This window comes from Proteus sp. G2300, assembly GCF_009915965.1.
Taxonomy (GTDB): Bacteria; Pseudomonadota; Gammaproteobacteria; order Enterobacterales; family Enterobacteriaceae; genus Proteus; species Proteus vulgaris.
Genome location: NZ_JAABNK010000023.1, coordinates 382,199 through 407,795, shown reverse-complemented (window position 1 = coordinate 407,795; position 25,597 = coordinate 382,199). Strand labels below are relative to the sequence as shown.

Genomic DNA, 25,597 nt, shown 5'->3' with positions numbered 1-25,597 from the left:
ACACACCCCCACTTCTTAGTCATTTTAATAACCAAAAAGTGGGTGTTTTATTACTCGTTAGTCTTAACCTTTACCGCCTTGAAAAGAAGAGTAAAGGGTCATTCCACCATCAATAAAAATGGTCTGTCCTGTAATATAGGTTGATTGTTCTGATGCTAACCATGCGGCAACGTTGGCAACCATTTCTGGTTCAGCTGCATATCTCATCGGGATCATATTTTCTAATTCTTCACGAAGAGTATCGTCTTGCATTTTTTCTTGATTGATAGGCGTATTTACTGCTCCTGGGCCAATCGAATTAATTCTAATGCCGTGGCTTGCATATTCAAGAGCAAGAGATTGAGTCAGCATTCTTACACCACCTTTACTTGCGGCATAACTTGCAAATGTTGGCCAAGGGATAATCTCATGAACAGATGACATATTAATGATATTGCCTTGAATGTTATTTTCTACAAAATATTTTAATGCAGAGCGGGCAGTGAGAAAATAGCTTGTTAAATTTACATCGATAATTTTACGCCAGTCAGCTAAATCAACAGCGTGAGAGGGTGTTTGTGTTTCAATACCCGCGTTATTAATAAGAAGATCTAGCTTACCAAAATGGTTTATAGCGCAATAAATAAGATTATGAGCAATATCCTCGTTACTAATGTCACCCCCAAAAATAATTGCTTTACCTGAATTTAATTTATTTAAATCAGTTGCAAGGCATTGGGCCTCTTTTTCATTAGAATGATAATTAATTACGACATTCATTCCTTCAGCGATTAATCGAGATACAACAGCAGCACCAATACCTCTTGATGAACCTGTAACGACAGCTACTTTTCCTTGGAGATCGTTGTACATGTTTCCTCCGATATTTGATGTCAAAATTAGGCAAAAAAGTAATATAAGAGATAAAAAAGTTATTTATCTAGCACTCTATTCAGCTTGAGGTTAATATAACCATCTCCTTATTTTCTCTCTCTTTATTGTAGGTTGTTATTATGTAATACGCATTAAGGCACTGAAGGAATAGTGCAAATACAGAAAAATTGACTTACCGAATTTCTCTTTAAATTTGGTAGGATTTCTGTTACTTAATGAGTATTAAATAATGAATAATCAATCACAAAAATATGATAGAACCTATCACTATCCTTTTTCACCGGGCACAACGAATGATGATCGTATAAATGTGCAATGGTGGAAGGATATTTGCCAAATAAAACACCTTATCCATACAGAAAAGTTGGATGGAGAAAATAATTGCCTAAATAAAATGGGCGTTTTTGCACGCTCTCATGCCACACCAACGCAATCGGCATGGACTTCTCAATTGCGTCAACGTTGGCAGTTGATGAAAAATGATTTAGGTGAATTAGATATTTTTGGTGAAAATCTATATGCCATTCATTCTATTGAATATGCGCACTTAGAAGAATATTTCTATGTGTTTGCGGTTCGTTATAAAGATAAATGGCTAGGTTGGGAAGAAGTGCAGTTTTATGCTTCTCTGTTTGATCTTCCTACCGTGCCAGAAATTAAACTGCCTGAATGTCAGGATAAAACAGAGTTTGAAAATATGATTGTTTCACAAGCCAAACAGGTAAGTTTTTTTCAATCTCAAGATGTTTTAACGCAAAAGCCAACTCCAATGGAAGGTATTGTGACACGAGATGCACAGCCATTTTCTTTAAATGATTTTTCTCATCGTGTTTTTAAATATGTCAGAAAAGATCATGTAAAAACGGATGTTCATTGGAAAAAGAACTGGCGACGCGCGCCGTTAATCTGGGAAAAAATACAGGAGTCTCAATGATGCTTCACAAGAAATTACACACTGAAATGTCATGGGAACAACTTTGTGAACTGTATGATGAAATCAGTGATATGGCTGGTGTTATACAAGACTCGATTCATCATGCAGAAGGTGATGTGGCAATACATACACAACGAGTAATCAATTCAGTTAAATCATTACCTGAATATAAAACTCTGACAGAAAGAGAGCAGCAAATTTTATGGATATCGGCATTGCTTCATGATGTAGAAAAACGTTCTACAACACGAGAAGAAGAAGGGCGTATTATTTCACCTGGTCATGCACGCAAAGGCGAATTAACAACGCGACGTTTTCTCTATGAAAAAGTACCTTTAAGCTTTGCCGATAGAGAGCAAATTGCAGCTTTAGTTCGCTTTCATGGATTACCTTTATGGGTAATGGATAAAACAGATCCTAAAAAAGCCTTAATTGTTGCATCGTTAAGAGTGGATTGCTATTTACTGGCTTTATTGGCTAAGGCCGATGTTTTAGGGCGGGATTGTGATGATAAACAAGGGCTTTTTGATAAAATAACTTTATTTATGCTTTATTGTGAAGAGTTAAATTGTTGGCGTAGACCTGCACCATTTCCTTCTGATGAAGCCTGTTTTCACTATTTTTATACAGAAAATAGCACTGATTGTAATTATGAGCCTTATCCTGAAAAAGGCAGTGATGTCACGATACTGTGCGGGTTACCTGGTATGGGGAAAGATACTTATATTCGTCAATTTTGTGCAGATATTCCTATCGTGAGTTTAGATGACCTACGCAGGCAACATAATATTAAACCCGATAATCGAGATGCTAATGGTTGGATAGCACAAAAAGCAAAAGAGCAAGCTCGTATTTATTTGCGAGAGCATAAACCTTTTGTTTGGAATGCCACGAATATTACAAGGCAAATGCGCGATCAGCTGGTTACTTTGTTTTATCGTTATAATGCAAAAATAACGCTGGTTTACATTGAAGTGCCTTATGCTCAATGGCAAAAGCAAAATAATGCAAGGAATGAAGTGGTACCTATTAAAGTAATGGATCGTATGTTAAGTAAATTGGAAGTTCCAACACCGGAAGAAGCACATAAAGTCATTTATTGGATTGAAGGTAAATCACAATCATTATTTTAATGTAACCTGTTAATTTCGATATTTAGCTTTGTTCAAACCGTAGAGTGAGAAGTAAGTTATAACCATAAAGTAAGGGCTACTTTGGTTTTACAAAATAGCCCTTTTTGTTTGGAAGAGAATAAGACTAGGTAAATAATGTATTAAATTTATTTCTTAATATGATGCACAATGTCGAAATAAGTGTTGCGATCTTCTGCGTTTGGATAAATACGATAAGTATATTCATCGTTATTAATCGTGATATTTTCTACATCACGGGTAAATAGCGTTTTACCTTCAGTATCTTTAGCAACTAAGGTACGTATCTTGCCATCATCTGACATTGACCAATCGCCTTGCATTTTTTGTTTACCTTCCGGTGTAAACATAATGAATGTGCCATTCGGATAATATTCAGCAAGACCAAAATAATTACTGACTTGGGCATTATCGGCAGTTGTTTTATTGCCTTTTTCGTCAATCGCATCAGTCGTTACCCAGACTTTTTCTATCATGACTTTCTCATAATCATTAAGTTCTTTTTGAGTTTGGATAACACCTTGAGCCTGAATATTAGCCGATGATGTTGAACTCTCCGCGGCAAAAAGGGAAAAGCTAGCGCTTAATAATGAGATTGCGATAAGTGACTTTATTTTCATTGATATATCCTTATTTTACGTTGTACTTTTTGTCAGGAGTTTATATTTTGTCTGACGGTATGTATAAATTTAGGCATAAAATGGATGAAGTGCGAGGAAAGAAGTATGACAAAATGTTTCTGATAAAAAGATTAACTGACAAAAATAACTAGCGATAAATATCGTGTTTGTTTGTTTTTTTAGTTTTATAATCTAATTATATTTTTATTCCAGTTATAATTATGTCAAATTGAGTGAGTAAAAAACAAATGCTCTTCTTTGATGGTAAATGAAAAAAAATAAAATTCCTCATTGATTTACAAAACAAAATTAAAGTTTGACTAAATGATGTATCAAATAGACAAAGTATAATGGGTTTTTTTGATAAAAATCGCTAGAAAAAAAGATGAAATCAAAAAATAAGTTTTATTTCTCCTAAAAAGGAACTTCACTATTTGATTTAACGTTATCAAGATCACAAAAATAGAAGATGAATATTGAGTGTGTTTTAGCCATTGCTTTTATATTACTTAACTAAATGACGCCAATTTATAGAGAGGGGGCTGTTTTCAGTCAATATAATGATTAAATTTTCTTTATTATAAAAACGTTATGAAAATAATGATGATAAAAATAATTAATGCATTGCTCGATTCAATTAAATTGTATTTAATTTAAGCATTATTACTGCTTTTTTGTATAAAGATACAATTAATTTTTTGTAACTGCCTATCTTTAAAAGTAATTTTTATTTTTCTGTTTTAATTTATATTACTACCCATCGCCAAAAATAAAAATATAGTATTAAATTTACTTATGATAAATAATTTAAAAATAAATTATTTATCGCATTGTTTTTTCTTAAAAAGAAATAAGACTTTAATTTATTTATTAAATAATCTTACGATTATCGTTATTTATTTCTGTTTATTTTTGTTTTTTATTTTTGTATTTCTGCTTTTTTTTGCTTTTAATAAATAACATATGATTGTAATCACAATCCCATAACAACTAATAAACTAAAGTTGTTGCCATAGAGGTAACATTAAATGAAAGCAGAGCGTCATAAAAAAATAATAAATCTGATCAAGGGTAATGGTGCAGTAAAAGTTTCTGTTTTAGCAAAAGAACTTGATGTTACCAAAGAAACAATTCGATCAGATTTAAATACATTAGCCGAAAAAGGAATTATAAAAAGATGCCATGGTGGCGCTTTTATAGAATTTGAGACATTAGATAAAGTGGCTAAGAAAGAAATTATACAATTTCTAGAATGTAATGATCAAATTGATAAAAACGATTTAGCAAACAAAACAGCAATAAATAAGGTGTGCGTACTGGGTTCATTTAATGTTGATATGATTAGCTATTTGCCTAGATTGCCAGAAGCCGGGGAATCCTTATTATCGAATAAGTTTATCTTCTCACCAGGAGGTAAAGGTTGTAATCAAGCACTGGCCGCTAGCTATGCCGATGCTCAAGTGCATTTTATTACTAAAATAGGTACTGACCAATTTAGTGATTATGCAGTTAATTTTATATCGTCATCAAGAATAAAAACATCAACGATATACCAAACTGAAAATTATCAAACAGGTACAGCCTCTATTTTTGTTTCAGAGGAAAGTGGAGAGAATATTATTTCTATTTACTCAGGCGCTAATATGGATATCTCAGCAGATGAAGTAAAAATACAGAAAGATAAAATTATTGATGCAGATATTATCTTATTACAGTTAGAAACGAATATTGAAGCATTAAAAGAAATTATTGCTATTGGAAATGAAAATAATATTCCTATTATTCTTAATCCAGCGCCTTATAACAAAATAGTTAATGAATTACTTCCTATGATAGATGTATTAACACCTAATGAAACGGAAGCGAGTTTATTATCTGGAATAGAAGTTATTGACTTAGTATCTGCAAAAAATGCGGCTGTTTCTATTTATCAACAGGGCGTAAATAAGGTGGTTATTACGCTAGGTAGTAAAGGTTCGTTAGCTTATGACGGATATAAGTATATTTACTCGCCGGCCTATCCGGCAGTGGTAAAAAATACTGCAGGGGCAGGTGACGCTTTTAATGGTGCGCTCGCCGCCTCATTGGCAAAAGGAAAGCAGTTTTCTTATGCGTTACGCTATGCATCAGCTTTTTCATCATTAGCTGTTGAGACGAGTAATGCTTCAGAAATGCCTGAAGATATTAATGTCATGCATCGCATCAATCAAACAACATATTCACAGATTGTCACCCAATCCCCTGAATAAATAATCTTTTTTGAAAGAGGAATAAAAATGAAAATCTTATTTATTGGTGAGTCATGGCATATTCATATGATCCACTCTAAAGGCTACGACAGTTTCACTTCTAGCAAATATGAAGAAGGTTCAACGTTCTTATTAAGTTGCTTAAGAGAGAAAGGTGTTGAAGTCGATTATATGCCAGCTCATACCGTTCAGGTTGCTTTTCCACAAACAGCAGAAGCTTTAGCTAAATACGACGTCATTGTGATTAGCGACATTGGAGCTAATACATTCCTGTTGCAAAACGATACATTCTATAACATGAAAGTTATTCCTAATGCTCTGGGATTAATTAAAGAATTCGTGGTGAATGGTGGTGGCTTATTAATGATTGGTGGTTACTTATCATTTATGGGTATTGAAGCTAAAGCAAACTATAAAAACACATTACTTGCAGAAGTTCTGCCTGTCGAAATGCTTGATGGTGATGATCGTGTTGAAGCACCTGAAGGTGTATTCGCAAGTGCAGTGAATGCAGAACATGCATCGGTAAAAGGCTTTGGCGAATGGCCGATGTTCCTTGGTTATAACAAAGTATCTGCTAAAGAAAATACAGAAACAGTATTAAATATTGGTGAAGATCCATTGCTGGTATTTGGTCAATTTGAAAAAGGGAAAACAGGTTGCTTTATGAGTGACTGTTCACCGCACTGGGGGAGTAAAGAATTTTTAGCATGGCCACATTATGCTGATATGTGGGTCAACATTCTGAAACAAATCGCGCGTTAATTTGAATTAAGAATAACTGTCATAAAAAGTAAAAAGCGCAGAGTTGCAACTCTGCGCAAATAAAAACCGATTACTTGAAAAATAAAAAAAGAAATCACTCATAGCCAATAATCCAAAAGGAACATCTTATGAGTACAAAAAATTTATCAACACCCTTGCTGATGTTAGCAACTGTGTTAGCAGGTATGCTATCACCAATGCAATCTGCGGTGAATGGGCAGTTAGGACACGTTTTAAAAGATGGTAACGCCAGTGCGGTTATCTCTTTTGCCAGTGGTTTAGTGGTGATGTTTTTTATCATTATGTCGAAAAAACAGTACCGTCAGCAATTTGCTTCTATTCCAAGTTTAATTAAAACGCGCAAAATTCCATTATGGAACTGGTTTGCGGGTCTTTGTGGTGCGATGGTTGTTTTCTCTGAAGGGGCTTCGGCAAGTGCATTAGGGATTGCGACATTCCAAACAGCATTAATTTCAGCACTGTTATTATCCGGTTTATTGTGTGACCGCTTTGGTATCGGTGTCGATGAGAAAAAATATTTCACATCATATCGTATATTAGGTGCTGTGCTGGCCGTAGTTGCAACTCTATTTGTTGTTTCTCCACAATGGCATTCAACTTCATTTATTTATTTAGCAATCTTACCTTTCCTTGCAGGGCTATTAGCTGGTTGGCAACCCGCAGGTAACTCTAAAGTCGCGGAAGCGACAGGTTCCATGATGGTATCTATCACTTGGAACTTTATTGTTGGCTTTACAGTTTTAACGATTGCTTTAGTTGTTCGTATGGCATTAGGTCACATCACCCTAGAATTACCAGGAACGTGGTGGATGTATTTAGGGGGACCTTTAGGACTGATGTCTATCGCATTAATGGCTATTTTAGTTCGCGGTTTGGGTTTGCTGATGTTAGGCGTTGCCTCTACAGCAGGCCAGTTGTTGGGTTCTGTCTTAATTGATCTGTTATTACCTTCATTAGGCAATACCGTTTATTTGGTGACAATTATCGGTACATTATTTGCGTTAGTGGGGGCGATTGTTACCACAATCCCAGAGTTCAGAGCCACAAAACCTGCGAAAGCATAGGAGTAACATGATGAAAGGTTATATTCAAACTGTAACAGGCCCTGTTAAAAAAGAAGATATGGGACTGACATTACCTCATGAGCACCTGTTTAATGATCTCTCTGGTGTTGTTGATGAACCTTTTTATGAATTCTCACATGTATTAGTTGATAAAAAAATCAGTGCAGATATCCAATGGGGACTTAAATACGATCCATATTGTTGTTGCGATAATATGGATAAGAAACCAATCGAAGATGTTATTTTTGAATTAAATAACTTCAAAGAGTTAGGCGGAAGAACGATTGTTGATGCAACTGGCTCTTCATCCATTGGACGTGACATTAGAAAACTAAGACAAGTTGCAGAAATAACAGGTATTAACGTTGTGGCTTCTTCAGGGCTTTATATTGAGAAGTTTGAAGGCGAGCGACTGGCTGATGATATTGATGCAATGGCAAAGATTATTGATGATGAATTGAATGTAGGTATCGATGGCACTGATATTCGTGCAGGTATGATTGGTGAAATTGGGGTTTCTCCTTTCTTTACTGACGGCGAAAAAAATAGTTTACGTGCCGCCGCAATCGCCCAAAATAATAATCCTCATGCTTCTATGAATATTCATATGCCAGGCTGGCAACGTCGTGGTGATGAAGTTTTAGATATTTTATTATCTGAAATGGGCTGTAATCCTGCTAAAATTTCATTAGCACATTCTGATCCATCGGGTAAAGATATTGATTATCAATGCAAAATGCTTGATCGCGGTGTTTGGCTTGAGTTTGATATGATTGGCCTTGATATCTCTTTCCCTAAAGAGGGCGCTGCACCAAGTGTTATGGATACTGTTGAAGCTGTCGCAACCTTAATTGAAAGAGGTTATGGTAGCCAAATTGTATTAAGCCATGATGTGTTTTTAAAACAAATGTGGGCAAAAAATGGGGGAAATGGCTGGGGATTTGTTCCGAATGTCTTCCTTTCATTATTAGCTCAACGTGGTGTTGATAATTCTATTATCAAAAAGTTATGTGTTGATAATCCAGCAAATTTATTGGCTTAAATCTGAGTTCAAATAAATAACAATAAACATACCCCTTGAAATCTTTAGCGGCATCTTAATCGAGTGCCGCTTTTTTATGTCTCAAAGAGTAGGAGACAAACTGAAAAATTAACGTAAATGGTAATTTTTAATATAACGTAGTGAATGTGTTGAACCATTAATCACTAAAGAGTGTGTTTGTAGATATTGGGATTGTTGGTTAACACCAGATAAAAGATCACCGGTCGTAATGGCGGTTGCTGCAAACATTACATCGTGATTACGAACTAATGTATCTAGTGATAATTTGATATTTACATCGGTTCCCATTTTATGACAGCGAGCTATTTCACTGACAGCAAAATCTCTATTTTCTGCAGTATTTCCTTTTGCTATATCGCGAGTGATCAGACGAGCTTGCATATCTCCTCCAAGCGCCTTAGCAATCGCGGCACTAATAACACCTTCTGGAGCTCCGCCAATACCGTACATAACATCAATACAGTTATTTGGCATTGTGGCATATAAAGAAGCAAGAACATCACCATCCGGTAACGTAATGACATTGATCCCTTTGGTGCGAAGATCGTTAATAACATCGTGGTGGCGAGGTTTGTCTAAAATAGCCAGCGTAAGTTGCTCAAGTGGTTTATTTAATGTTTGTGCAATTGCATCAAGGTTATATTCTAGGCAGTGATTAAGATCAATAACACCAGACGCTTGTTTACCGACAATTAATTTTTCCATATACATATCGGGTGCGTGTAAAAAACTGCCTTCAAAGCCTGCTGCTAAAATTGCAAGAGCATTGTTTTCTCCCGTAGCTACCATGCGAGTGCCATCAATAGGATCAACAGCAATCTCTATTTTTTCACCTTTGCCACGACCAACTTGTTCGCCAATATAAAGCATTGGCGCTTCATCTATTTCGCCTTCACCGATAACGATTTCACCATTGATATCTAAGCTATTTAAACGAGCTCTCATGGCACTTACAGCGGCGTCATCCGCTGCATTTTTATTTTGTTTTCCGATCCAAGGCATTGCTGCAATAGCCGCAGCTTCTGTGACGGAAGCAATCGCGTTAGTTAATTCGTCATTTAATTTCATATTATGAGTGTGCTTTTTAATATAAATGGAAGATTAAGGGAATTAATAGATCATACCTTTTTTTTGAAATTGTGTGGTAGGTTTAAATCAAGAGTTCTTAAAATTGATTATTTAGGAATAAACTAAGATAAATCTGTGAAAATTAAAGTATAACTAAGGTTAAGAGATTAAAACCATGTGATGCTGAATACAAAAGGATTAGGTTTATGGACGATTTTTTGACGCTTATTATTATAATATTTGTCGTGGTATCTTTGTATTGGCAATATCATTCTTATACAAATACCAACTCATTGTTGTATCGAATTAAGCAACTTGAAGAAAAACTGACCGAACAACAAGCGAAATTATTTAAGTTATTAAATAAAAAGGGTGCTGTAGATGAGCGTACAGCACTTGATGCGAGTAAAGATGAAGTAGGTGATTTATCCTGTGAAATAAAAAGGGAGCTAAAATCAACTTCATCAAGTAATCAGTCTCAGACAAGTACACTTACAGAAGGAATACAAGATAAGGTTGAGAATAAAGAATCTCCTGCTCCTCAACAAGCACAAGCATCAAGAGAAACGTCATTTGATAAAGTTTCTCCGAAAGAACAGCTATCGGTTGCTGATGCCTCTACCTCCATAAACAAAACACTTAACACAGAAGATCAACATACTAATAATTCAGCATCGGCTAAGTCGGGCTCGCAACCTTATCAACCTAAAATTTCGACGAGCCGTTTTGCTCATCGTTATCAGAACGAGCCAGAAAATACGCCACCTGATATTACGCCAACATCACATCTAGAAAATACCGTGAATGTAGCGAGAACTAATCTTTCTGCATCTCAATCTGCTAATTTAGGAGCAACAACATCTCAAGTCAGACCTGCATCACAATACAGGCCTGCTTTAAATTTGAATACACGTTCTCAGCAAAAAACAATTTTGGGGCTTATTTGGAATTGGGTCGTTACTGGAAATCCGCTGGCAAAAATAGGGATGTTATTACTCTTTTTTGGCCTTTCTTATTTACTTAAATACAGTATTGAAAATGAGCTTATCTCCGCATCAACACGCTTAATGATGGCAGGAAGTGGTTGTTTGGCATTATTAGGGATCGGCTGGTGGCTTAGAAAGAAAAATCTGATATATGCACTTATTTTGCAAGGTGGCGGAATAGGTGGGCTTTATATCACGATATTTGCGGCGACTAAAATTTATGATTTTATTCCTATTGGTATTGCCTTAGCCATTATGGTGTTTATTTGCATCGCCAGTGTTATTTTAGCTGTTCTTCATCGAGCTATTAGCTTAGCAGTATTAGCCTCATTAGGTGGTTATTTAGCGCCGGTGTTATTGTCTACAGGAAGTGGCAATTATATTGCGTTGTTTAGTTATTATCTTATTCTTTCTATTGGCATTTTGGTTATCAGTCATTGGCAAGTTTGGCGTTTATTAAATCTTATTGGTTTTGCTTTTACCTTTAGTATTGCTTTTGTATGGGCGATACCAAACTATACGCATACTGATTACTTACCTTGCCAACTTTTCTTAATGGCCAATTGGTTAATCTTTGGTGTTGCAACTGAACTTTCAACGTTAAAAAATAAACTGAAACTCAATATTCCTTTCGATGCCACATTATTATTCGGCACACCATTGATTGGTTTTATCTTCCAACATCGATTAGCATCAGAATGGGAATATGGTGTTGCTATTGCTTCATCTCTTTATGGATTAGCCTATTTTGCACTAAGTTGGCTTGTGCTTAAATACTATCGCGAAGAAGGAAAATTACTGGCTATTGCCTTTTTTATGCTGTCAGCCACATTTGCTACTTTAGCCGTACCATTTGCTTTTTCTGCTGAATGGACATCGATGGTATGGGCAATTGAAGGCGTAATGATACTTGCATTCTCTGTTTTACAGCAACAAAAAAAACCAGCTATCGCAGGGACTCTTTTAGTTGCAGTATCCTTTGCTTTAATGTTTAACACACGTGTTATTTTGTTAGGCGATTGGCTAATGCTTATCACACTAGTCATTGTCGTATTCGCTGTAGCGGTACTGTGGTATCGAGCTAAATTTATTAATATTGATAGCCGTGCTATTGGATATGTGACACTATTTATTGCTGTGGTGAGTTGGGGATATTGTGTATTCACTTTGCAAGAGTATGGTGAATATTGGTTCTCTCCAAGTGTAAAATCCATTACTTTTGCTTTTATTCTTATTAGCTGCTGGGGAATGTATTTAGCCGGTAAGAAAGCACTATTTTTTGAATTAGCAAGTTGCTCTGTTTTATTATGGCCGATGTCAGCACTTATTATGTTAGTGTATATTTATTTAGCCGGATCATTAATAGATAATTGGTTAAGTGCCATTATATGGGTGGCAATATTTGCGAGTGGTTTTTGTTTACTTAAGGTTAATACATTATTACCAGCAAAAAGATTAAATAAAGCATTAATTCATATTATGCATCTTGTCTTTATTGGATTATTCTTGTTGACTGAAGTTGTTTGGCTAATGGGTACCACTTATCTTTATGTCAGCCTACACTTTGCTAGTATCCTTTTTTCCACAAGCTTATATATAGCGATAAGTACTCTATTTGTTATGAGAGTTAATTGGATTAAAGCGTATCAAAATACTTATTTAGTAATAACTGCGCCTGTTTTAGCTCTGCTTGCACTTTCTTTAATTTTTGCAAATATGAATAACGGTACCGAAAGCGGTATTAAATTTATACCTCTCTTTAACCTGATGGATCTCATGGGAATTATGGGAATATGGGTAGGCTATAAATATATTTCAGTAATAAAACAATCTCCTAAATATCAACAGTTGTTACAAAATAACTTACCATTATACAATTATATCATTCCCGCAATGATCTTTTGGTGGGCTAATGGGATTTTATTAAGGGGATTAGTCTTTGTCACGGATATTGACTGGACAATGTATGAAATTATTAATTCTAAAGTGATCCAAACCGTATTAGCGATTATTTGGGCCATTACTGCATTAGTAACAATGATGATGGCAACTCGCAAAAAATCACGTTCAAGTTGGTTTATTGGTGGGGGGCTATTAGCCGTTGTTATCGCTAAACTCTTCTTGATTGATACATCATTAAGTAGCGGGTTACTTAGAGCATTGGCCTTTATTGGTGTTGCCATACTGATTTTGTTAATTGGTTATTTCTCACCATTACCACCCAAAAAGCAAAGTAAGAATACAACAGTGTAAGAAATATCTACATTTAAAAAATTCTTATTTGGGAAATAAAATCATGCATATAATCTTAAAAGATTTATGCATGATTTAAAGAAGAGGAGAGTATCGATGCATCAAGGTCAATGTTTGTGTGGTGCTGTTAAATTGTCAACCGCGAAAAATATCACTGAACTTAGTGTTTGTCATTGTAGTATGTGTTTACGTTGGAATGGTGGTCCAGGTTTCTCGATTGATTGTCAGTCAGATTTAAATATTGAAGGTGAAGAAAATATTACACGCTATGATTCGTCATTATGGGGTGAAAGGGCATTTTGTAAGCACTGCGGTTCTCATCTTTTTTATCATTTGAAGGAAAGCAATACTTATTATGTATCAGCAGGATTGTTTTCTGAAACAAAAGAAAGCAAACTTACTATGCAAATTTATATAGATAACAAACCTCATTATTACAATTTTGTAGAAAAAACACGCATGCTTACAGAAAAAGATATTATGAATATGTTTAATAAATAATATTATTTTCATCTATTGATTATATTAAAGGCTCTTTTATATGAGCCTTTGTTTATATTTGAACGATTAAAATCATTTACTTAATGAGAATAAATTCAGACTGTAAAAAAGTGGAATGTTAATGAGTAATACAATATGATAATTGTGTTTTAAATAGAAGTGGGACTTTTAAATATATTAACATAAAAGGAAAAATTATTGATCAATACAATAATAATAAGTCAGGTTGAATTATTTAGCTTGGGAATTAAAACACTTCTTTGTCAGATTAAAAAAATCAACATTCGAAAAATTATGGCTGATGAAACAGAAGCATTTCGTTATTGTCGTCAAGTTTCTGTTAATCTTATTATTATTTACTCATCTCCTTCTGTTTCATTAATTGATTCAATAAAAAGGATTAAACGTTCATTTTTATCAATTAAAATTATTGTTATTTCACCCAACACGGATTCCATTTTATCTATACCGCTTCTTCAATTAGGAATTGAAGGTTTTGTTGTCCTTGATACTTCGTGTGAAAATATTCTTCAAGCCATTCGTCAAGTATGTATTGGTCAACGTTATTTAAGCCAAGAACTGGCTATGGAAATTGCATTGTCTAAATTACAAAAAGATGTGAATCCATTGCACTATTTATCAGAAAGAGAACTGCAAGTGATGTCTATGATAATTAGAGGAAAAAAAATCACACAAATTGCAGAGGCGTTAAATCTCAATACAAAAACAGTAAATAGCTATCGTTATCGAATGTTTAGTAAACTTAAAATCTCAGGTGATGTAGAATTAACACATATAGCAATACGTTATGGGTTAATTGAGATAGAGAGTCATTTACAAAGTGGAAGACAAATTTGATGCTAAAGCATTCTTAAGCCGAGTCACCGATAAACCGGGTGTTTATCGAATGTACGATGCTACAGATACTGTAATTTATGTCGGTAAAGCCAAAGATCTGAAAAAAAGGCTTTCGAGTTATTTTCGTGTGCAAGTGAATAGCCGTAAAACCGAAGCATTAGTTAAATGTATTGCAAATATTGATGTGACTATTACACATACAGAAACGGAAGCATTGTTACTAGAGCATAGTTACATTCAGCGTTATCAGCCTCGTTATAATGTGTTATTGCGGGATGATAAATCTTATCCTTATATCTATTTAAGTGGGGATAAACACCCAAGACTTGCTAGCTATCGCGGTGCAAAGCATGCAAAAGGGGAGTATTTTGGGCCTTTTCCTAACTCTTTTGCAGTAAGAGAAACTTTGGCTTTGATGCAAAAATTATTTCCTATTCGTCAATGTGAAGATAGTGTGTATCGCAATCGCTCAAGGCCTTGTTTGCAGTATCAAATAGGGCGGTGTCTTGCACCTTGTGTGAAAGGTTATGTTTCAGATGAAGAGTATGCTCAACAAGTTAATTATGTACGGCTTTTCCTCTCTGGTGATGATTCACAAGTGATTGAAGGTCTTGTGAAGCGTATGGAAGAAGCAAGCTTAGATTTACGTTTTGAAGAAGCTGCACGTATTCGTGATCAAATCCAAGCCGTAAGGCAAGTGACTGAAAAACAATTTGTTGCCAATATTGGCGATGATCTTGATGTGATTAGTGTTGCTTTTAATGGCGCGATTGCTTGTGTGTATGTTCTCTTTTTCCGACAAGGTAAGGTGTTGGGAAGCCGGAGTTATTTTCCTAAAGTTCCAGCAAATACTTCACTTGATGAAGTTGTTCAAACTTTTATTGGTCAATTTTATTTACAAGGAAGTGCAATTAGAACATTACCGACTGAAATTTTGCTAGATTTTAATTTGGATGACAAAGCGATCCTTTCCGAGTCTATTTCTTCTATTGCGGGGCGAAAAATTCAAATTCAAACCAAACCTCGTGGTGATAGAGCGCGTTATCTTAAGTTAGCCAGAACAAATGCAGCTACTGCATTGGCTTCAAAACAAGTCGAACAATCGACAATTTCACAACGTTATGCCTCATTGATGTCTCTTCTTGATATGAAAGAGATAAAACGAATGGAATGTTTTGATATTAGTCACACTATGGGGGAACAAACTGTGGCTTCATGTGTAGTATTTGACATGAATGGTCCATTAAAATCGGAATATAGGCGTTATAATATTAGTGGTATTACTCCTGGTGATGATTACGCTGCGATGAATCAAGTACTCACTCGACGCTATGGTAAATCATTAGAAGAAAATAAAGTCCCTGATATTATCTTTATTGATGGTGGTAAAGGGCAATTAGCACAAGCAATAGAGGTATTTAATTCTCTGGATGTGGATTGGGATAAGTCACACCCGAAATTAATTGGTGTTGCTAAAGGGAGTGATCGTAAGGCAGGACTTGAGACCTTGTTTTTTGTGCCTGAAGGTGAAGGAATGGCATTACCTTCTGATTCGCCGGCGTTGCATTTGATTCAACATATTCGTGATGAATCGCATCGTCATGCAATAACAGGGCACCGTCAACGTAGAGCAAAAGTGAAAAATACCAGTTCATTAGAATCTATTGAAGGTGTGGGGCCTAAACGTCGTCAAATGTTATTAAAATATATGGGAGGGCTACAAGCTTTACGAGATGCAAGTGTGGAAGAAATTGCGAAAGTCCCCACAATTTCGACAGCATTAGCAGAAAAAATATTTAATGCGTTGAAACACTAAGTGTATTGATGCACCATATTAATAACTCTCACTTTTCTAGGTCGTGTAGAACGCTATGCAACTAAATATTCCAACTTGGCTAACTCTATTTCGTGTCGCTTTAATCCCATTCTTTGTTTTGGTGTTTTATTTACCCTTCAAAGATGCCCCATTGATATGTGCTATTATTTTTATGGTAGCGGCTGCAACCGATTGGTTTGACGGATTTTTAGCGCGTAGATTGAAACAAACTACTCGCTTTGGGGCTTTTCTTGACCCCGTGGCAGATAAAGTAATGGTTGCTACAGCACTTGTTTTAATTACAGAGTATTATCACGAGTGGTGGATAACTTTACCGGCAGCAACCATGATCGCTCGTGAAATCATTATCTCTTCATTAAGAGAGTGGATGGCAGAATTAGGAAAACGCAACAGTGTTGCTGTTTCTTGGATAGGAAAAGTGAAGACAACCGCACAAATGGGATCGTTAGTTGTGTTATTATGGCGTCCAACGATTGAAGCAGAGTGGTTTGGATTTGCTTTATTGTATGTCGCAACCGTGTTGACTTTCTGGTCAATGTTTCAATATTTGAGCGCAGCATGGTCAGATTTGCGTGAAGCTTGATCGAAATGACTGAAAATTCACCGAACAGTCAAAAAGATGCAAATATAGTGTTGACTAGATTCAGGAAATCAGTAGAATGCAACGCATCGAAAGACACAACGGTTTACGGAAATAAATAAGTAAATCAGCAAGTTCGGTAATGCGGGAATAGCTCAGTTGGTAGAGCACAACCTTGCCAAGGTTGGGGTCGCGAGTTCGAGTCTCGTTTCCCGCTCCAATCTCTTACGAGATTGAGCAGTTGAGGCGCGTTGGCAGAGTGGTCATGCAGCGGATTGCAAATCCGTGTACCTCGGTTCGATTCCGGGACGCGCCTCCATTAATGCCCAGGTGGTGAAATCGGTAGACACAAGGGATTTAAAATCCCTCGGCTGTAAGGCTGTGCGGGTTCAAGTCCCGCCCTGGGCACCATCTCTTTTAGATAAAGAGTATGGTGCAAAAAAGCCCATTGTGAATAATGGCATCATGTAGTAATTAAGTCGTCCATACCAGTATTTATCTTAAGTAAAAGAATTTACGGACGCACCACAGAATTTAGCCCAGGTGGTGAAATCGGTAGACACAAGGGATTTAAAATCCCTCGGCTGTAAGGCTGTGCGGGTTCAAGTCCCGCCCTGGGCACCATATAAAATACGGACCTTAACTTAGGTCCGTTTTTTCTTCCACGACTTACTTTAGTGAAAGAAGAACAAAGAATTAAGTTAGCTATTTTAGAAGTGAATGTTTTAAATTTATTTGTTGCCTTGTTTGATTAATAAGTATTGCCTGTAACAAGTAAATATAATTTAGCCCAGGTGGTGAAATCGGTAGACACAAGGGATTTAAAATCCCTCGGCTGTAAGGCTGTGCGGGTTCAAGTCCCGCCCTGGGCACCATATAAAAAAGCGGACCTCGATGAGGTCCGTTTTTTTTTTTGATTATAAAAAAGTAAAAATTAAATTGAATACATTATATTATAGTCACTTAAGCTAATATGGTTTTATAAATTTGATAGTGATCAGACGCTAGATATTTAAAACAGAGACGTGAGATAAATAACGATTTGGAGTGGGTTTAAGCGGGTTATAACGAATAAGTTACTGTAATTAATTTTCAGTATGTGTAAGAAAACTTCCTCACGAATTGATGGGTTAATCCTGTACAACATATTGACAGATAGAGCTCGTCCGTAGCCGGATGTGGCTTCTTAGCTAAATAGCCGATTGCCTTCAGAATAGAAGGTATCTTTCGAAATGTTTGATGGTAAAGACGTCTATCCGTATTTTTGCGTTAATGCAGTCCAGAAGGCGCTGATGCTGAGCCAATCACTGAAAACGGACATAAAAATTGCAGACAGTGGTTTTTGAAATACCCAACTATTATTGCACTTCAGTCCGTGTTTTTTAATGTTTTTTTACCGATAAAATTGAATGTGCTAAATACGAGATATTAGCATTATTTTAACCTTAATTAATAAGCGGTTATCGGATACGTTTTCTTGACTCATTTTTTGAGCTTTCATCGCTTTTTCTGAAACTGTACGCCCTTGTTATCGTCTTTTTCGCTTATCCATCACCATGCTCTCGTCTTGTGGTGGGCAAATAAAAGAACGCGCTGAGTCCGCCACAAGATCTAAATTAATCGGAGATGACAGCGGGAGCGTCTCAATCGACTCGTTTTTGTTTTCCGTTAACATCATCAGCGGTGCTAAAAACTCCTTGAGTGAGAGATTAAAACAAAGACATATTGTGACAATAGCATCGATAGATAGTGTGGTGACGCCATTTTCATAACGTGAAACCTGTTGCTGGCTGATACCTAACATCTTACCCAATTGCGTGCCATTTAGCGTTTTTTTTAAGCGCAATGCTTTCAACTGACGTCCGACAATAAAATTGATATCTTTTTTGAGCCTATTCTTCCTGTAAGGCGAACTACCATAGGATAGTCCATTTTTCATTTGTTGCTGTTTTGGAAATGATGTCATTCTGCTCTCTCCAATGGGTTTAATTGCGTATTATGAAAATGACCTTGCTCTTGAGCTTGAAATTGCATTACCGTTTGATTCCGCAGCTTTTTAAATTGTCGATTTGCCATACGTAGGTTGGCGAAACCACAACTCTTGACTAAAACATCCAAATCAGTATCTGGCATATTCCGGATGGTCATCGCCAGTAATTCACAACGAGCAGAAGCCAGTAATTCGGAGAAAGACAGCTGATAGCGAGCCAGTTTGTACTGCAATATGCGTATTGACATACCGTAGTAGTCGGCTAATTCGTTGATACTGTAATGGGGATTAGTCATATTCTGGCGTATCAAGTGGGCAATAGCACAAATATCAAAATTGGGAATAATATTTGTTTTGTTAAAATTACACGGACAGGCGACTTGCTCACTTTGTAAGGTAAGCAGTGTTTTTATGCCATTAAGTAATTGCTTGTAACATCCATCGCTCAGGGGGGCATAATAATCACAGAGTAAATTATTGACCATATTGCCATAACGTAAATGGTTGCCGACTTTCCAAAACAGTTCTGACAAGGACTGGCGTTTCAATCCTGTCTCATGAATATCAAGATTAAAAATCAGCCCATAATGATGAGATAGACTCTTTAACGTGAAAGGCTCCCAAGCGGGAATGAGCATATAACTACCTGCAGGAAGATGGATATCTTTCTTTTTCGCATTGACAATCAAGCTGGACAACGAATGAATGAGCACGCAATGTTGTTGGCAATGTGAGGCACAATCCGCATGAATGAAATGCGTGGTATGGGTAAACATATCCAGTTTAACGGCTTGAATAAAAGGTAAAGAGGTAAAGGTATCAACACAAATCGAGCCTTTAAAAAGTGGGTTAAGTGCGGTGACATTGACCTGATGAAAAGCAAGATAGTCAGTCAGCATTTGCTGGCAAAGTGGAATATCGGTGATATTTTTGACGTTAATCCGATGTTGGTTATGCATAATGGTGTATCCCTGAAGCAATACTAAAAATAATGAATTTAATAACATATTGTTTTTTTGATTTTTTAATAAAGATGAAATGTTTATGTTAATGTTGTTTATATTTACATTTACCTTTGACTCACTTTTTCTGTTTAATTTGTTATGCCGGATTGAAGGTTTTTTAGGGTAATATCCAACTAATCTTCCGACCTTGATGGGGTTTACTGCGTTTAATCAATCCCTGTAGATGAAGAACACCCAAACAATAGCGAGCTTTGTAGACGGAAATACAAAAATGTAAAGCAACTGACTTGGTAGTGAACGGTTGGTTTAACACACCTCGTTGCTCGAGGAATTCTAAAAGCTGTTCATAAGAAATCAGTTGATTGGGTTTGAGTGTTTCTGCGGTCATGGCAATTCCTTAATCTCTAAAATGCAAAAGGCACAACAAGGTATCAATCCTACGTTATGAAAGAGGAATGCTGATGATTAAATCTACTCATAGAGCACGGATTTTCATCGGTCTTCACAGTACGTGTTTGTACTTATATTTTAGCCATCATAGAAAGGCTTTCCCCTATTTTTTCATTTCATTATTCGAGTTAAAATGAATAAACATACTTATTTCTAAGCATTATTTTAATTTATTAACATTATATGAATATTGAACTGGATATAAATAAATTGATTTCCATATTGGTTATTACGCAAAATAAATTAAAAAGAGTCAATAAAAATAAGAAATAAATAAAATTTCGTATTTCTTCTTATTTTATTCGCAATATGGTTTTTTGTTTAAATGGTTTGATGTATATCATTTTTATGTTGACTAAAAAAAAACCATTAAATAACTTTCCTTATACAATTAATTTCTTATTTCCATAATTTATTATCAATATAATATATTGATTATATTGCATTATTTTATTTACTTTTTAGTTTATAAGTTATTCTATCGAGATTGTGAGCTATTTATTGTAAACATTATTTAATTTTAATTATTTTTAAGTTATGACGTCTTTTGTTTCAGATTTTATCAAATAATAATTTTTATCATTTTTACGATCTTTTATTTTAATCAATATGTTTTTTCAACGTGTTTAATTCTTAAATTAAAAACAAAATAGAGATTAAATACTTTTTCTTGTTTTTGATTAGACATAAAGATCGCAAATAATCAATTTGATAGTAAATGTGACCAAGATTAAGATCCGTATGATTAGGGTAAGGAAATTCCTACCACTAGCCTTAATTGAATAAGCGGGTTCGATAGAGCAATTATATTCGTGATAGGTGTGGTAGGCGTAATTTTTAAATTCATTTTTAGTACGTTAATCATTCAATAAATAAGGATAATAAAATATGAGTTTTACAGTAAAAGAAGTAGCTTTGGCGGTCGCAGCCTGTTCAGTGATGGCGTTATCTGCATCATCAATGGCAAGCACGCTCGTCTTTACCGGTGCGGTAACATCGTCTACCTGTGATGTGCAGGCGGTTTCGTCAGCAGGTGTTGTCACCCCTGAAATCCAGTTAGGGAATGTTGCTCCCGACACCACAACTGCACTTCCCGTTGCAGTGGCTTTTAAATTATCCCCCATTAATACAGCATCTTGTACTCAAACTAACGCAGATATTACCTGGAGTTCTCCTAACTTAATCCAGGCAGGTCTTGCGAATACTGGCACCGCGACCGGAGTTCATATTGAGTTGAAACCTCAAGCAACAGGTAACGCTCTTGATGGCGCATCAGCTGTTCATGCGAATGATGTTATCAGAGGGGGATTAAATACGGTCAAATATTCAGTTTCTACTGGTACACTTTCCGGTTCATTCGATTATACCGCTCAGTTAGTGCGCGACGCAGGTGCGACACCTACTGCAGGTACTGTTGGTTCAATGGCCACTTACACCGTTGCCTACTATTAATTACTGTTTTTAATTTATTAAATAAAATAAAACCGTGAGTTAAAAATAATTGAAGTAGAAAAAAAGAGATAAATAGAAAGCCTTCTTGGTTTTCCACGAAGGCTTTATATATAAATAAGTTTATATCGATATAGGTATCATTATTTTTGATAGTAGCGCTGTATTTTTTAGTACATATTTACAACAGGGTAACTGATTGAATCTATTTACTTTTATTTATTAACTCAATAGGTTAAATACTTTTAATTCCTATTTATTTTTTCTTGGTCAGTTTATGAAATTTTCAATGTGAAAATAAAAGTAAATAGCGAAAGATTAAAGTCGAGAGTGGCGCCAGAAATAACCAACGTGGTTAAAAATTAAAATAAGCAACAAGACGCAATTAATAACTTTAATCAGTATTCGGGGACCATTAAATAACTTAGATAATGGCGTATTCCGGAGCTGTTGAGTGGTAAATTCAGGGGAATTATTATGCGAAAAGGCAGGAATAAAAACAGTTCCTACTTATCAATGACGAGGATTAACAGCATCAATATCAGCAACGGGACTTCCCATGCATTGGTGTTTTCCACTAAATCAGCCTGCTCTGGTAATAGCCGGCGATTTCTCTTTATAGGGTTTAAGCTCAATACGTTCACTCGTTTACTTTGCTTGTCTTTCATCCCCGGGTGTCTTGCTCTATCCTTGACGGCAGACGCCACTGAACTGAACCTTAATTTTATCCACGGTACAAACAAACAACACGCTCCCGCTATTTTGCAAGAAGGCACTCGGTTTCCATCAGGACAGTATGTCGTTGATGTCGTCTTCAATCATCAGCCATTATCGCGCCAGATGTTGACGATTAGCGCTGAAGATGCAAAAACGCTGTGTTTAACACCAGACTGGTTGAGCCAAGCACACCTATTGCTAAACTTAGACATGTTTAAAGCTCAATATAACCGTGATAGAGACTGTTACCGCATTGGTGAATATCCTGCGGCATCGGTTCGTTTTGATTACGGGACTCAAACATTATACATCAGTGAACCGCAAGTGACGCTACTGACGTTAGAGGCCGGTGATGATTGGGATTATGGCATCGCAGGTTTAAAGCTTCGTTACAACACCAACGTCAGTAAAGGTCAACAAAGAGAAGCGGTGTATTACGGCAACATTGACCTCAATGCGAATGTCGGTCGTTGGGTGCTCAGTGGTAGCACCAGTGGGTTTTCAGGACGTGGCTTTGAATCACCACAAGCGATGGTATCCACAGTGGTTGCGCCTTTACGGGGTAATTTAGAGCTCGGGAAAACGCGCACTCGCAGTACATTGATGTCAGATTTTGGTTTCTATGGTGTCTCGCTACGTTCGGATAACAGTATGATACCGTGGTCTACACGCGGGTACGCGCCCATTATTTCTGGCGTGGCAAATAGTAATGCACGTATTACGGTAGCGCAAGGTGGATATACTCTATCCTCTCAGGTAGTTCCTCCCGGTGAGTATGCACTGAAAGACATTTCACCCATTGGTAATGGCGATATTACCGTGACGGTAGAGGAAGAAGATGGGAGTCAAACAACACGAGTCTACCCGGTAACTACACTCCCTACTTTATTAAGAGCCCATGATTTTAATTACAACTTGTCAGTCGGTACGCGTAGTGATGACAGCCAAACCAAAGGGGTATTTGTTGCAGGTAGTTTAGACTATGGTTTTGAACCGGCAACATTAAATTTGTCGGGTATATTACATCGACAATATCAAGGGGTAGGCGTTGGGCTCAGTCGCAATATGGGCAAATGGGGGGCATTAGAGGGCAGTGTTAACTTCTCTCGCAGTGTGTTTGATAACCATGAGCCGTATTCACTTCGATTGTCTGCGCATACAGATGATCCACAAGAGCAAATACAAAATGCACGTAATGATTGGTTGTGGAATAGCTACAGCGGAGGGAGATTGGCATCCGGTCCGCAAACGGGGCTCAGTGCTACGATAAAATACGCCAAAAGTCTGGGAGAAAAAACGAATCTCCACCTTCTAACGTGGCGCTACACGGGGGAAAAATATGTGGACTTTGCCAGTTTCAATCCGCGTCAGGTTTGGCTAAATGAAAATCGCAAGGAACGCTATGAAGCAACGATTAGTCATGGTATCGGGAGCTCATACCTCAATTTCTCTGGATGGACACAAAGTTACCGGAACCGCAGTAGTAATGACAGTGGGGTGAATACCTCCTTCAACACGAGCGTAGGGGCGGCAGCGGTTGGGTTGTATGCCAGTTACAGTCACACCCCTTGGTCACCCAATGACTACAGTCTTTCGATGAATGTCAGTATTCCGTTTGATATCGCAGGTAAGCAGCAGTTCAGCTCAACAGGCATTAATTATTACCGTAACAGAGGCACGCAAATGAACACATCCGTGTCAGGCAATCCGACTGAGAACATGAACTATAACGTCAATGCCAGTGTAGGGCGCGATAACCGCAATATTTCTGTATCTGCAGGATATGCGATGGATACATTGCAACTGAGGGGGTCTCTGACTCAAGCCCATTACCGTTATGGCGGGAGCCAGACCTCGAGTTCACTGAGTGCTTCTGGGGCGGTGTTGGGAACGACCGAAACGGGCTTGATGTTTACTCGTGAACAAAATGCGACGGTGGCGGTGGTGAAAATTAAAGATATCCCCGGCGTGACATTTAATGGCTCTCGACCCACAAGTTACCGAGGGGTAACAGCACTTCCTTTATCGGAGTACAGCCGAAATTATATCCGTATTAACCCGGATAACGTCCCAGATAATATTGACCTTTTAGATACGGTGTTCAGTGTTGTTCCGACGCGTCAGGCGATTGTGTACCGAGAGTTTGGTTATACACAGGTGAAGCGGTATGTATTAAGAATGACGGGGGTTGATAGAAAACCGCTTCCTCAAGGCAGTACGGTGTTGACCTCAAACGGATTAGATGTGGGGTTTATCACCCAAGGCGGTGTTTTCTTAGCTAACTTGTTGACTGAGCCAGATTTTTTGACCGTAACGACTCCACAGGGTACACAGTGCCGAGTGAATATGACGGGCGTAAAACCGGATGCAAGAAATTTGACGGAGGTACATTGTGAATAATGAGTCTTTACAAAATAGTCGACATTGTCCACATGACCTACAAAATGAGCGTTTGGAAAAAAAACGCATACAAAGTGATTTTTGTCTCTTGCGGGTAACGATATTAACCATGGGGTTGGTGGCATTGATGTTAGGTGGCGCCATCACGTTGTTAATCCAGCAGGCAATTGCAGCAGGAACAGCGAGTACAATATTGACATTGAAATCTCGAGTGACGCGCGCCACGTGTAACATTCTCACCACCGATGGAGGTGTAGTACAACTGCCCACGATAAGCCCCACGACGATAGGCTCTGGTGAATGGCTAAGTGCGGTGACACCACTCAATATTGGTGTGAATTGTTCATCTGAACCCGAATCCTGGCTGACCCTGTCGATGTCGGTGACGCCAACCTATACACGCAGTGGTGATTACGGCAGTGACAATGATAAAGCCATTGGCTCTCGGCGGCCAGAAAACACAGCGGGACCGGATTTATTTTTGGTTGACAGTGATAACGGTCATCAATGGGTATCATTTACCCCTGTTTTAGCGAAAAGCCAAACAGATTGTGACCGGTATCCCGGGCAGTCTTGCGTGAATATGACGCCCCTGTTTCCAGGGAATTATCGTTTGCCCTTGGGGGTGCAGATGGTAATTCCGGTTGGTGATATACGCAATGAGATGATAGCCCCGGGTCTTTGGCAAGCAACCCTAAATATCGATATCACTTACCAATAATGAACATGCGCAAATTCATTTGAAACGACGGTAGATAACACATAAAACATCACCGATAACACACCATCGAGAACACAATAAG

At 37.1% G+C, this 25,597-nt stretch carries 20 protein-coding genes and 5 tRNA genes; 19 read left to right on the top strand and 6 right to left on the bottom strand.

Annotation, left to right across the window (positions count from 1 at the left end; genetic code table 11):
* Positions 1 to 63: 63 nt before the first annotated feature.
* Positions 64 to 852: a glucose 1-dehydrogenase gene (locus GWI97_RS13360; protein ID WP_036936252.1), complete on the bottom strand. Its 789-nt coding sequence runs from the start codon at positions 850 to 852 to the stop codon at positions 64 to 66.
* 250 nt (positions 853 to 1,102) lie between these two features.
* Between GWI97_RS13360 and GWI97_RS13355 the strand changes: the two genes are divergently transcribed.
* Positions 1,103 to 1,807, top strand: a complete 705-nt coding sequence (locus tag GWI97_RS13355; protein ID WP_036936255.1) for an RNA ligase family protein — start codon at positions 1,103 to 1,105, stop codon at positions 1,805 to 1,807.
* Positions 1,804 to 2,940, top strand: a complete 1,137-nt coding sequence (locus tag GWI97_RS13350) for an AAA family ATPase (RefSeq protein WP_161752021.1) — start codon at positions 1,804 to 1,806, stop codon at positions 2,938 to 2,940. Before GWI97_RS13355 ends, GWI97_RS13350 begins: the two co-directional genes overlap by 4 nt.
* 146 nt (positions 2,941 to 3,086) lie before the next feature.
* Here GWI97_RS13350 and GWI97_RS13345 read toward each other — a convergent pair whose 3' ends face one another.
* Entirely contained in the window at positions 3,087 to 3,578 is a 492-nt protein-coding gene (locus GWI97_RS13345; protein ID WP_036936261.1) for a DUF4822 domain-containing protein, read from the bottom strand.
* 1,028 nt (positions 3,579 to 4,606) lie between these two features.
* Here GWI97_RS13345 and GWI97_RS13340 point away from each other — a divergent pair.
* From GWI97_RS13340 to GWI97_RS13325, 4 genes are all read left to right on the top strand, one after another.
* The gene (locus tag GWI97_RS13340) at positions 4,607 to 5,827 is read left to right on the top strand and encodes a PfkB family carbohydrate kinase (protein ID WP_036936264.1); all 1,221 of its coding nucleotides are present in this window, start codon (positions 4,607 to 4,609) and stop codon (positions 5,825 to 5,827) included.
* 27 nt (positions 5,828 to 5,854) lie between these two features.
* Complete coding sequence (locus GWI97_RS13335) at positions 5,855 to 6,592, top strand: glutamine amidotransferase (RefSeq protein ID WP_006532984.1); 738 nt, start codon at positions 5,855 to 5,857, stop codon at positions 6,590 to 6,592.
* A 128-nt stretch (positions 6,593 to 6,720) separates the two neighbouring features.
* Positions 6,721 to 7,677 (top strand): DMT family transporter, encoded by a 957-nt coding sequence (locus tag GWI97_RS13330; RefSeq protein ID WP_036936267.1) that lies wholly within the window; start codon positions 6,721 to 6,723, stop codon positions 7,675 to 7,677.
* A 10-nt stretch (positions 7,678 to 7,687) separates the two neighbouring features.
* The gene (locus GWI97_RS13325) at positions 7,688 to 8,719 is read left to right on the top strand and encodes a methylphosphonate esterase (RefSeq protein ID WP_161752020.1); all 1,032 of its coding nucleotides are present in this window, start codon (positions 7,688 to 7,690) and stop codon (positions 8,717 to 8,719) included.
* Between the two features lie 108 nt (positions 8,720 to 8,827).
* Here GWI97_RS13325 and glpX read toward each other — a convergent pair whose 3' ends face one another.
* On the bottom strand, positions 8,828 to 9,808 hold the full coding sequence (gene glpX / locus GWI97_RS13320; RefSeq protein WP_087802261.1) for a class II fructose-bisphosphatase: 981 nt from the start codon (positions 9,806 to 9,808) through the stop codon (positions 8,828 to 8,830).
* Positions 9,809 to 10,014: 206 nt separating this feature from the next.
* On the opposite strand from glpX, the gene GWI97_RS13315 reads away from it, so the two are divergent.
* The 10 genes from GWI97_RS13315 to GWI97_RS13270 all read left to right on the top strand — a co-directional run bounded on the left by GWI97_RS13315 (position 10,015) and on the right by GWI97_RS13270 (position 17,698).
* On the top strand, positions 10,015 to 13,047 hold the full coding sequence (locus GWI97_RS13315) for a DUF2339 domain-containing protein (protein ID WP_161752019.1): 3,033 nt from the start codon (positions 10,015 to 10,017) through the stop codon (positions 13,045 to 13,047).
* Between the two features lie 96 nt (positions 13,048 to 13,143).
* Positions 13,144 to 13,548, top strand: a complete 405-nt coding sequence (locus GWI97_RS13310) for a GFA family protein (protein WP_036936274.1) — start codon at positions 13,144 to 13,146, stop codon at positions 13,546 to 13,548.
* 294 nt (positions 13,549 to 13,842) lie between these two features.
* Positions 13,843 to 14,406 carry a LuxR C-terminal-related transcriptional regulator gene (locus GWI97_RS13305; RefSeq protein WP_224215349.1) on the top strand — a complete coding sequence of 188 codons (564 nt, stop codon included), beginning with the start codon at positions 13,843 to 13,845 and terminating at the stop codon, positions 14,404 to 14,406.
* Positions 14,390 to 16,222 (top strand): excinuclease ABC subunit UvrC, encoded by a 1,833-nt coding sequence (uvrC, locus tag GWI97_RS13300; RefSeq protein WP_036936278.1) that lies wholly within the window; start codon positions 14,390 to 14,392, stop codon positions 16,220 to 16,222. Before GWI97_RS13305 ends, uvrC begins: the two co-directional genes overlap by 17 nt.
* A gap of 55 nt (positions 16,223 to 16,277) precedes the next feature.
* Positions 16,278 to 16,826, top strand: a complete 549-nt coding sequence (pgsA, locus tag GWI97_RS13295; RefSeq protein WP_036936280.1) for a CDP-diacylglycerol--glycerol-3-phosphate 3-phosphatidyltransferase — start codon at positions 16,278 to 16,280, stop codon at positions 16,824 to 16,826.
* Between the two features lie 141 nt (positions 16,827 to 16,967).
* Positions 16,968 to 17,043, top strand: a tRNA-Gly gene (locus GWI97_RS13290).
* A gap of 25 nt (positions 17,044 to 17,068) precedes the next feature.
* Positions 17,069 to 17,142: transfer RNA gene (locus GWI97_RS13285), tRNA-Cys, on the top strand.
* Between the two features lie 5 nt (positions 17,143 to 17,147).
* Positions 17,148 to 17,234 (top strand) — tRNA-Leu (locus tag GWI97_RS13280).
* 126 nt (positions 17,235 to 17,360) lie between these two features.
* Positions 17,361 to 17,447, top strand: a tRNA-Leu gene (locus GWI97_RS13275).
* A gap of 164 nt (positions 17,448 to 17,611) precedes the next feature.
* Positions 17,612 to 17,698, top strand: a tRNA-Leu gene (locus GWI97_RS13270).
* 653 nt (positions 17,699 to 18,351) lie between these two features.
* Here GWI97_RS13270 and GWI97_RS13265 read toward each other — a convergent pair.
* The 3 genes from GWI97_RS13265 to GWI97_RS13255 all read right to left on the bottom strand — a co-directional run bounded on the left by GWI97_RS13265 (position 18,352) and on the right by GWI97_RS13255 (position 20,166).
* Positions 18,352 to 18,789 carry a helix-turn-helix domain-containing protein gene (locus GWI97_RS13265; RefSeq protein ID WP_161752018.1) on the bottom strand — a complete coding sequence of 146 codons (438 nt, stop codon included), beginning with the start codon at positions 18,787 to 18,789 and terminating at the stop codon, positions 18,352 to 18,354.
* Positions 18,786 to 19,772 (bottom strand): AraC family transcriptional regulator, encoded by a 987-nt coding sequence (locus tag GWI97_RS13260; protein ID WP_036936284.1) that lies wholly within the window; start codon positions 19,770 to 19,772, stop codon positions 18,786 to 18,788. Before GWI97_RS13260 ends, GWI97_RS13265 begins: the two co-directional genes overlap by 4 nt.
* Positions 19,773 to 19,935: 163 nt before the next feature.
* A complete protein-coding gene (locus GWI97_RS13255) occupies positions 19,936 to 20,166 on the bottom strand; it encodes a FaeA/PapI family transcriptional regulator (RefSeq protein WP_036936285.1) in 231 nt (76 codons plus the stop codon).
* 950 nt (positions 20,167 to 21,116) lie between these two features.
* Between GWI97_RS13255 and GWI97_RS13250 the strand changes: the two genes are divergently transcribed.
* The 3 genes from GWI97_RS13250 to GWI97_RS13240 all read left to right on the top strand — a co-directional run bounded on the left by GWI97_RS13250 (position 21,117) and on the right by GWI97_RS13240 (position 25,515).
* Positions 21,117 to 21,680, top strand: coding sequence for a fimbrial protein (locus GWI97_RS13250; protein WP_123822165.1), 564 nt, complete (start codon positions 21,117 to 21,119; stop codon positions 21,678 to 21,680).
* Positions 21,681 to 22,154: 474 nt separating this feature from the next.
* Complete coding sequence (gene pefC, locus GWI97_RS13245) at positions 22,155 to 24,794, top strand: PefC/AfrB family outer membrane usher protein (RefSeq protein WP_123822164.1); 2,640 nt, start codon at positions 22,155 to 22,157, stop codon at positions 24,792 to 24,794.
* Positions 24,787 to 25,515: a type 1 fimbrial protein gene (locus tag GWI97_RS13240; protein WP_036936289.1), complete on the top strand. Its 729-nt coding sequence runs from the start codon at positions 24,787 to 24,789 to the stop codon at positions 25,513 to 25,515. Before pefC ends, GWI97_RS13240 begins: the two co-directional genes overlap by 8 nt.
* Positions 25,516 to 25,597 lie beyond the last annotated feature (82 nt).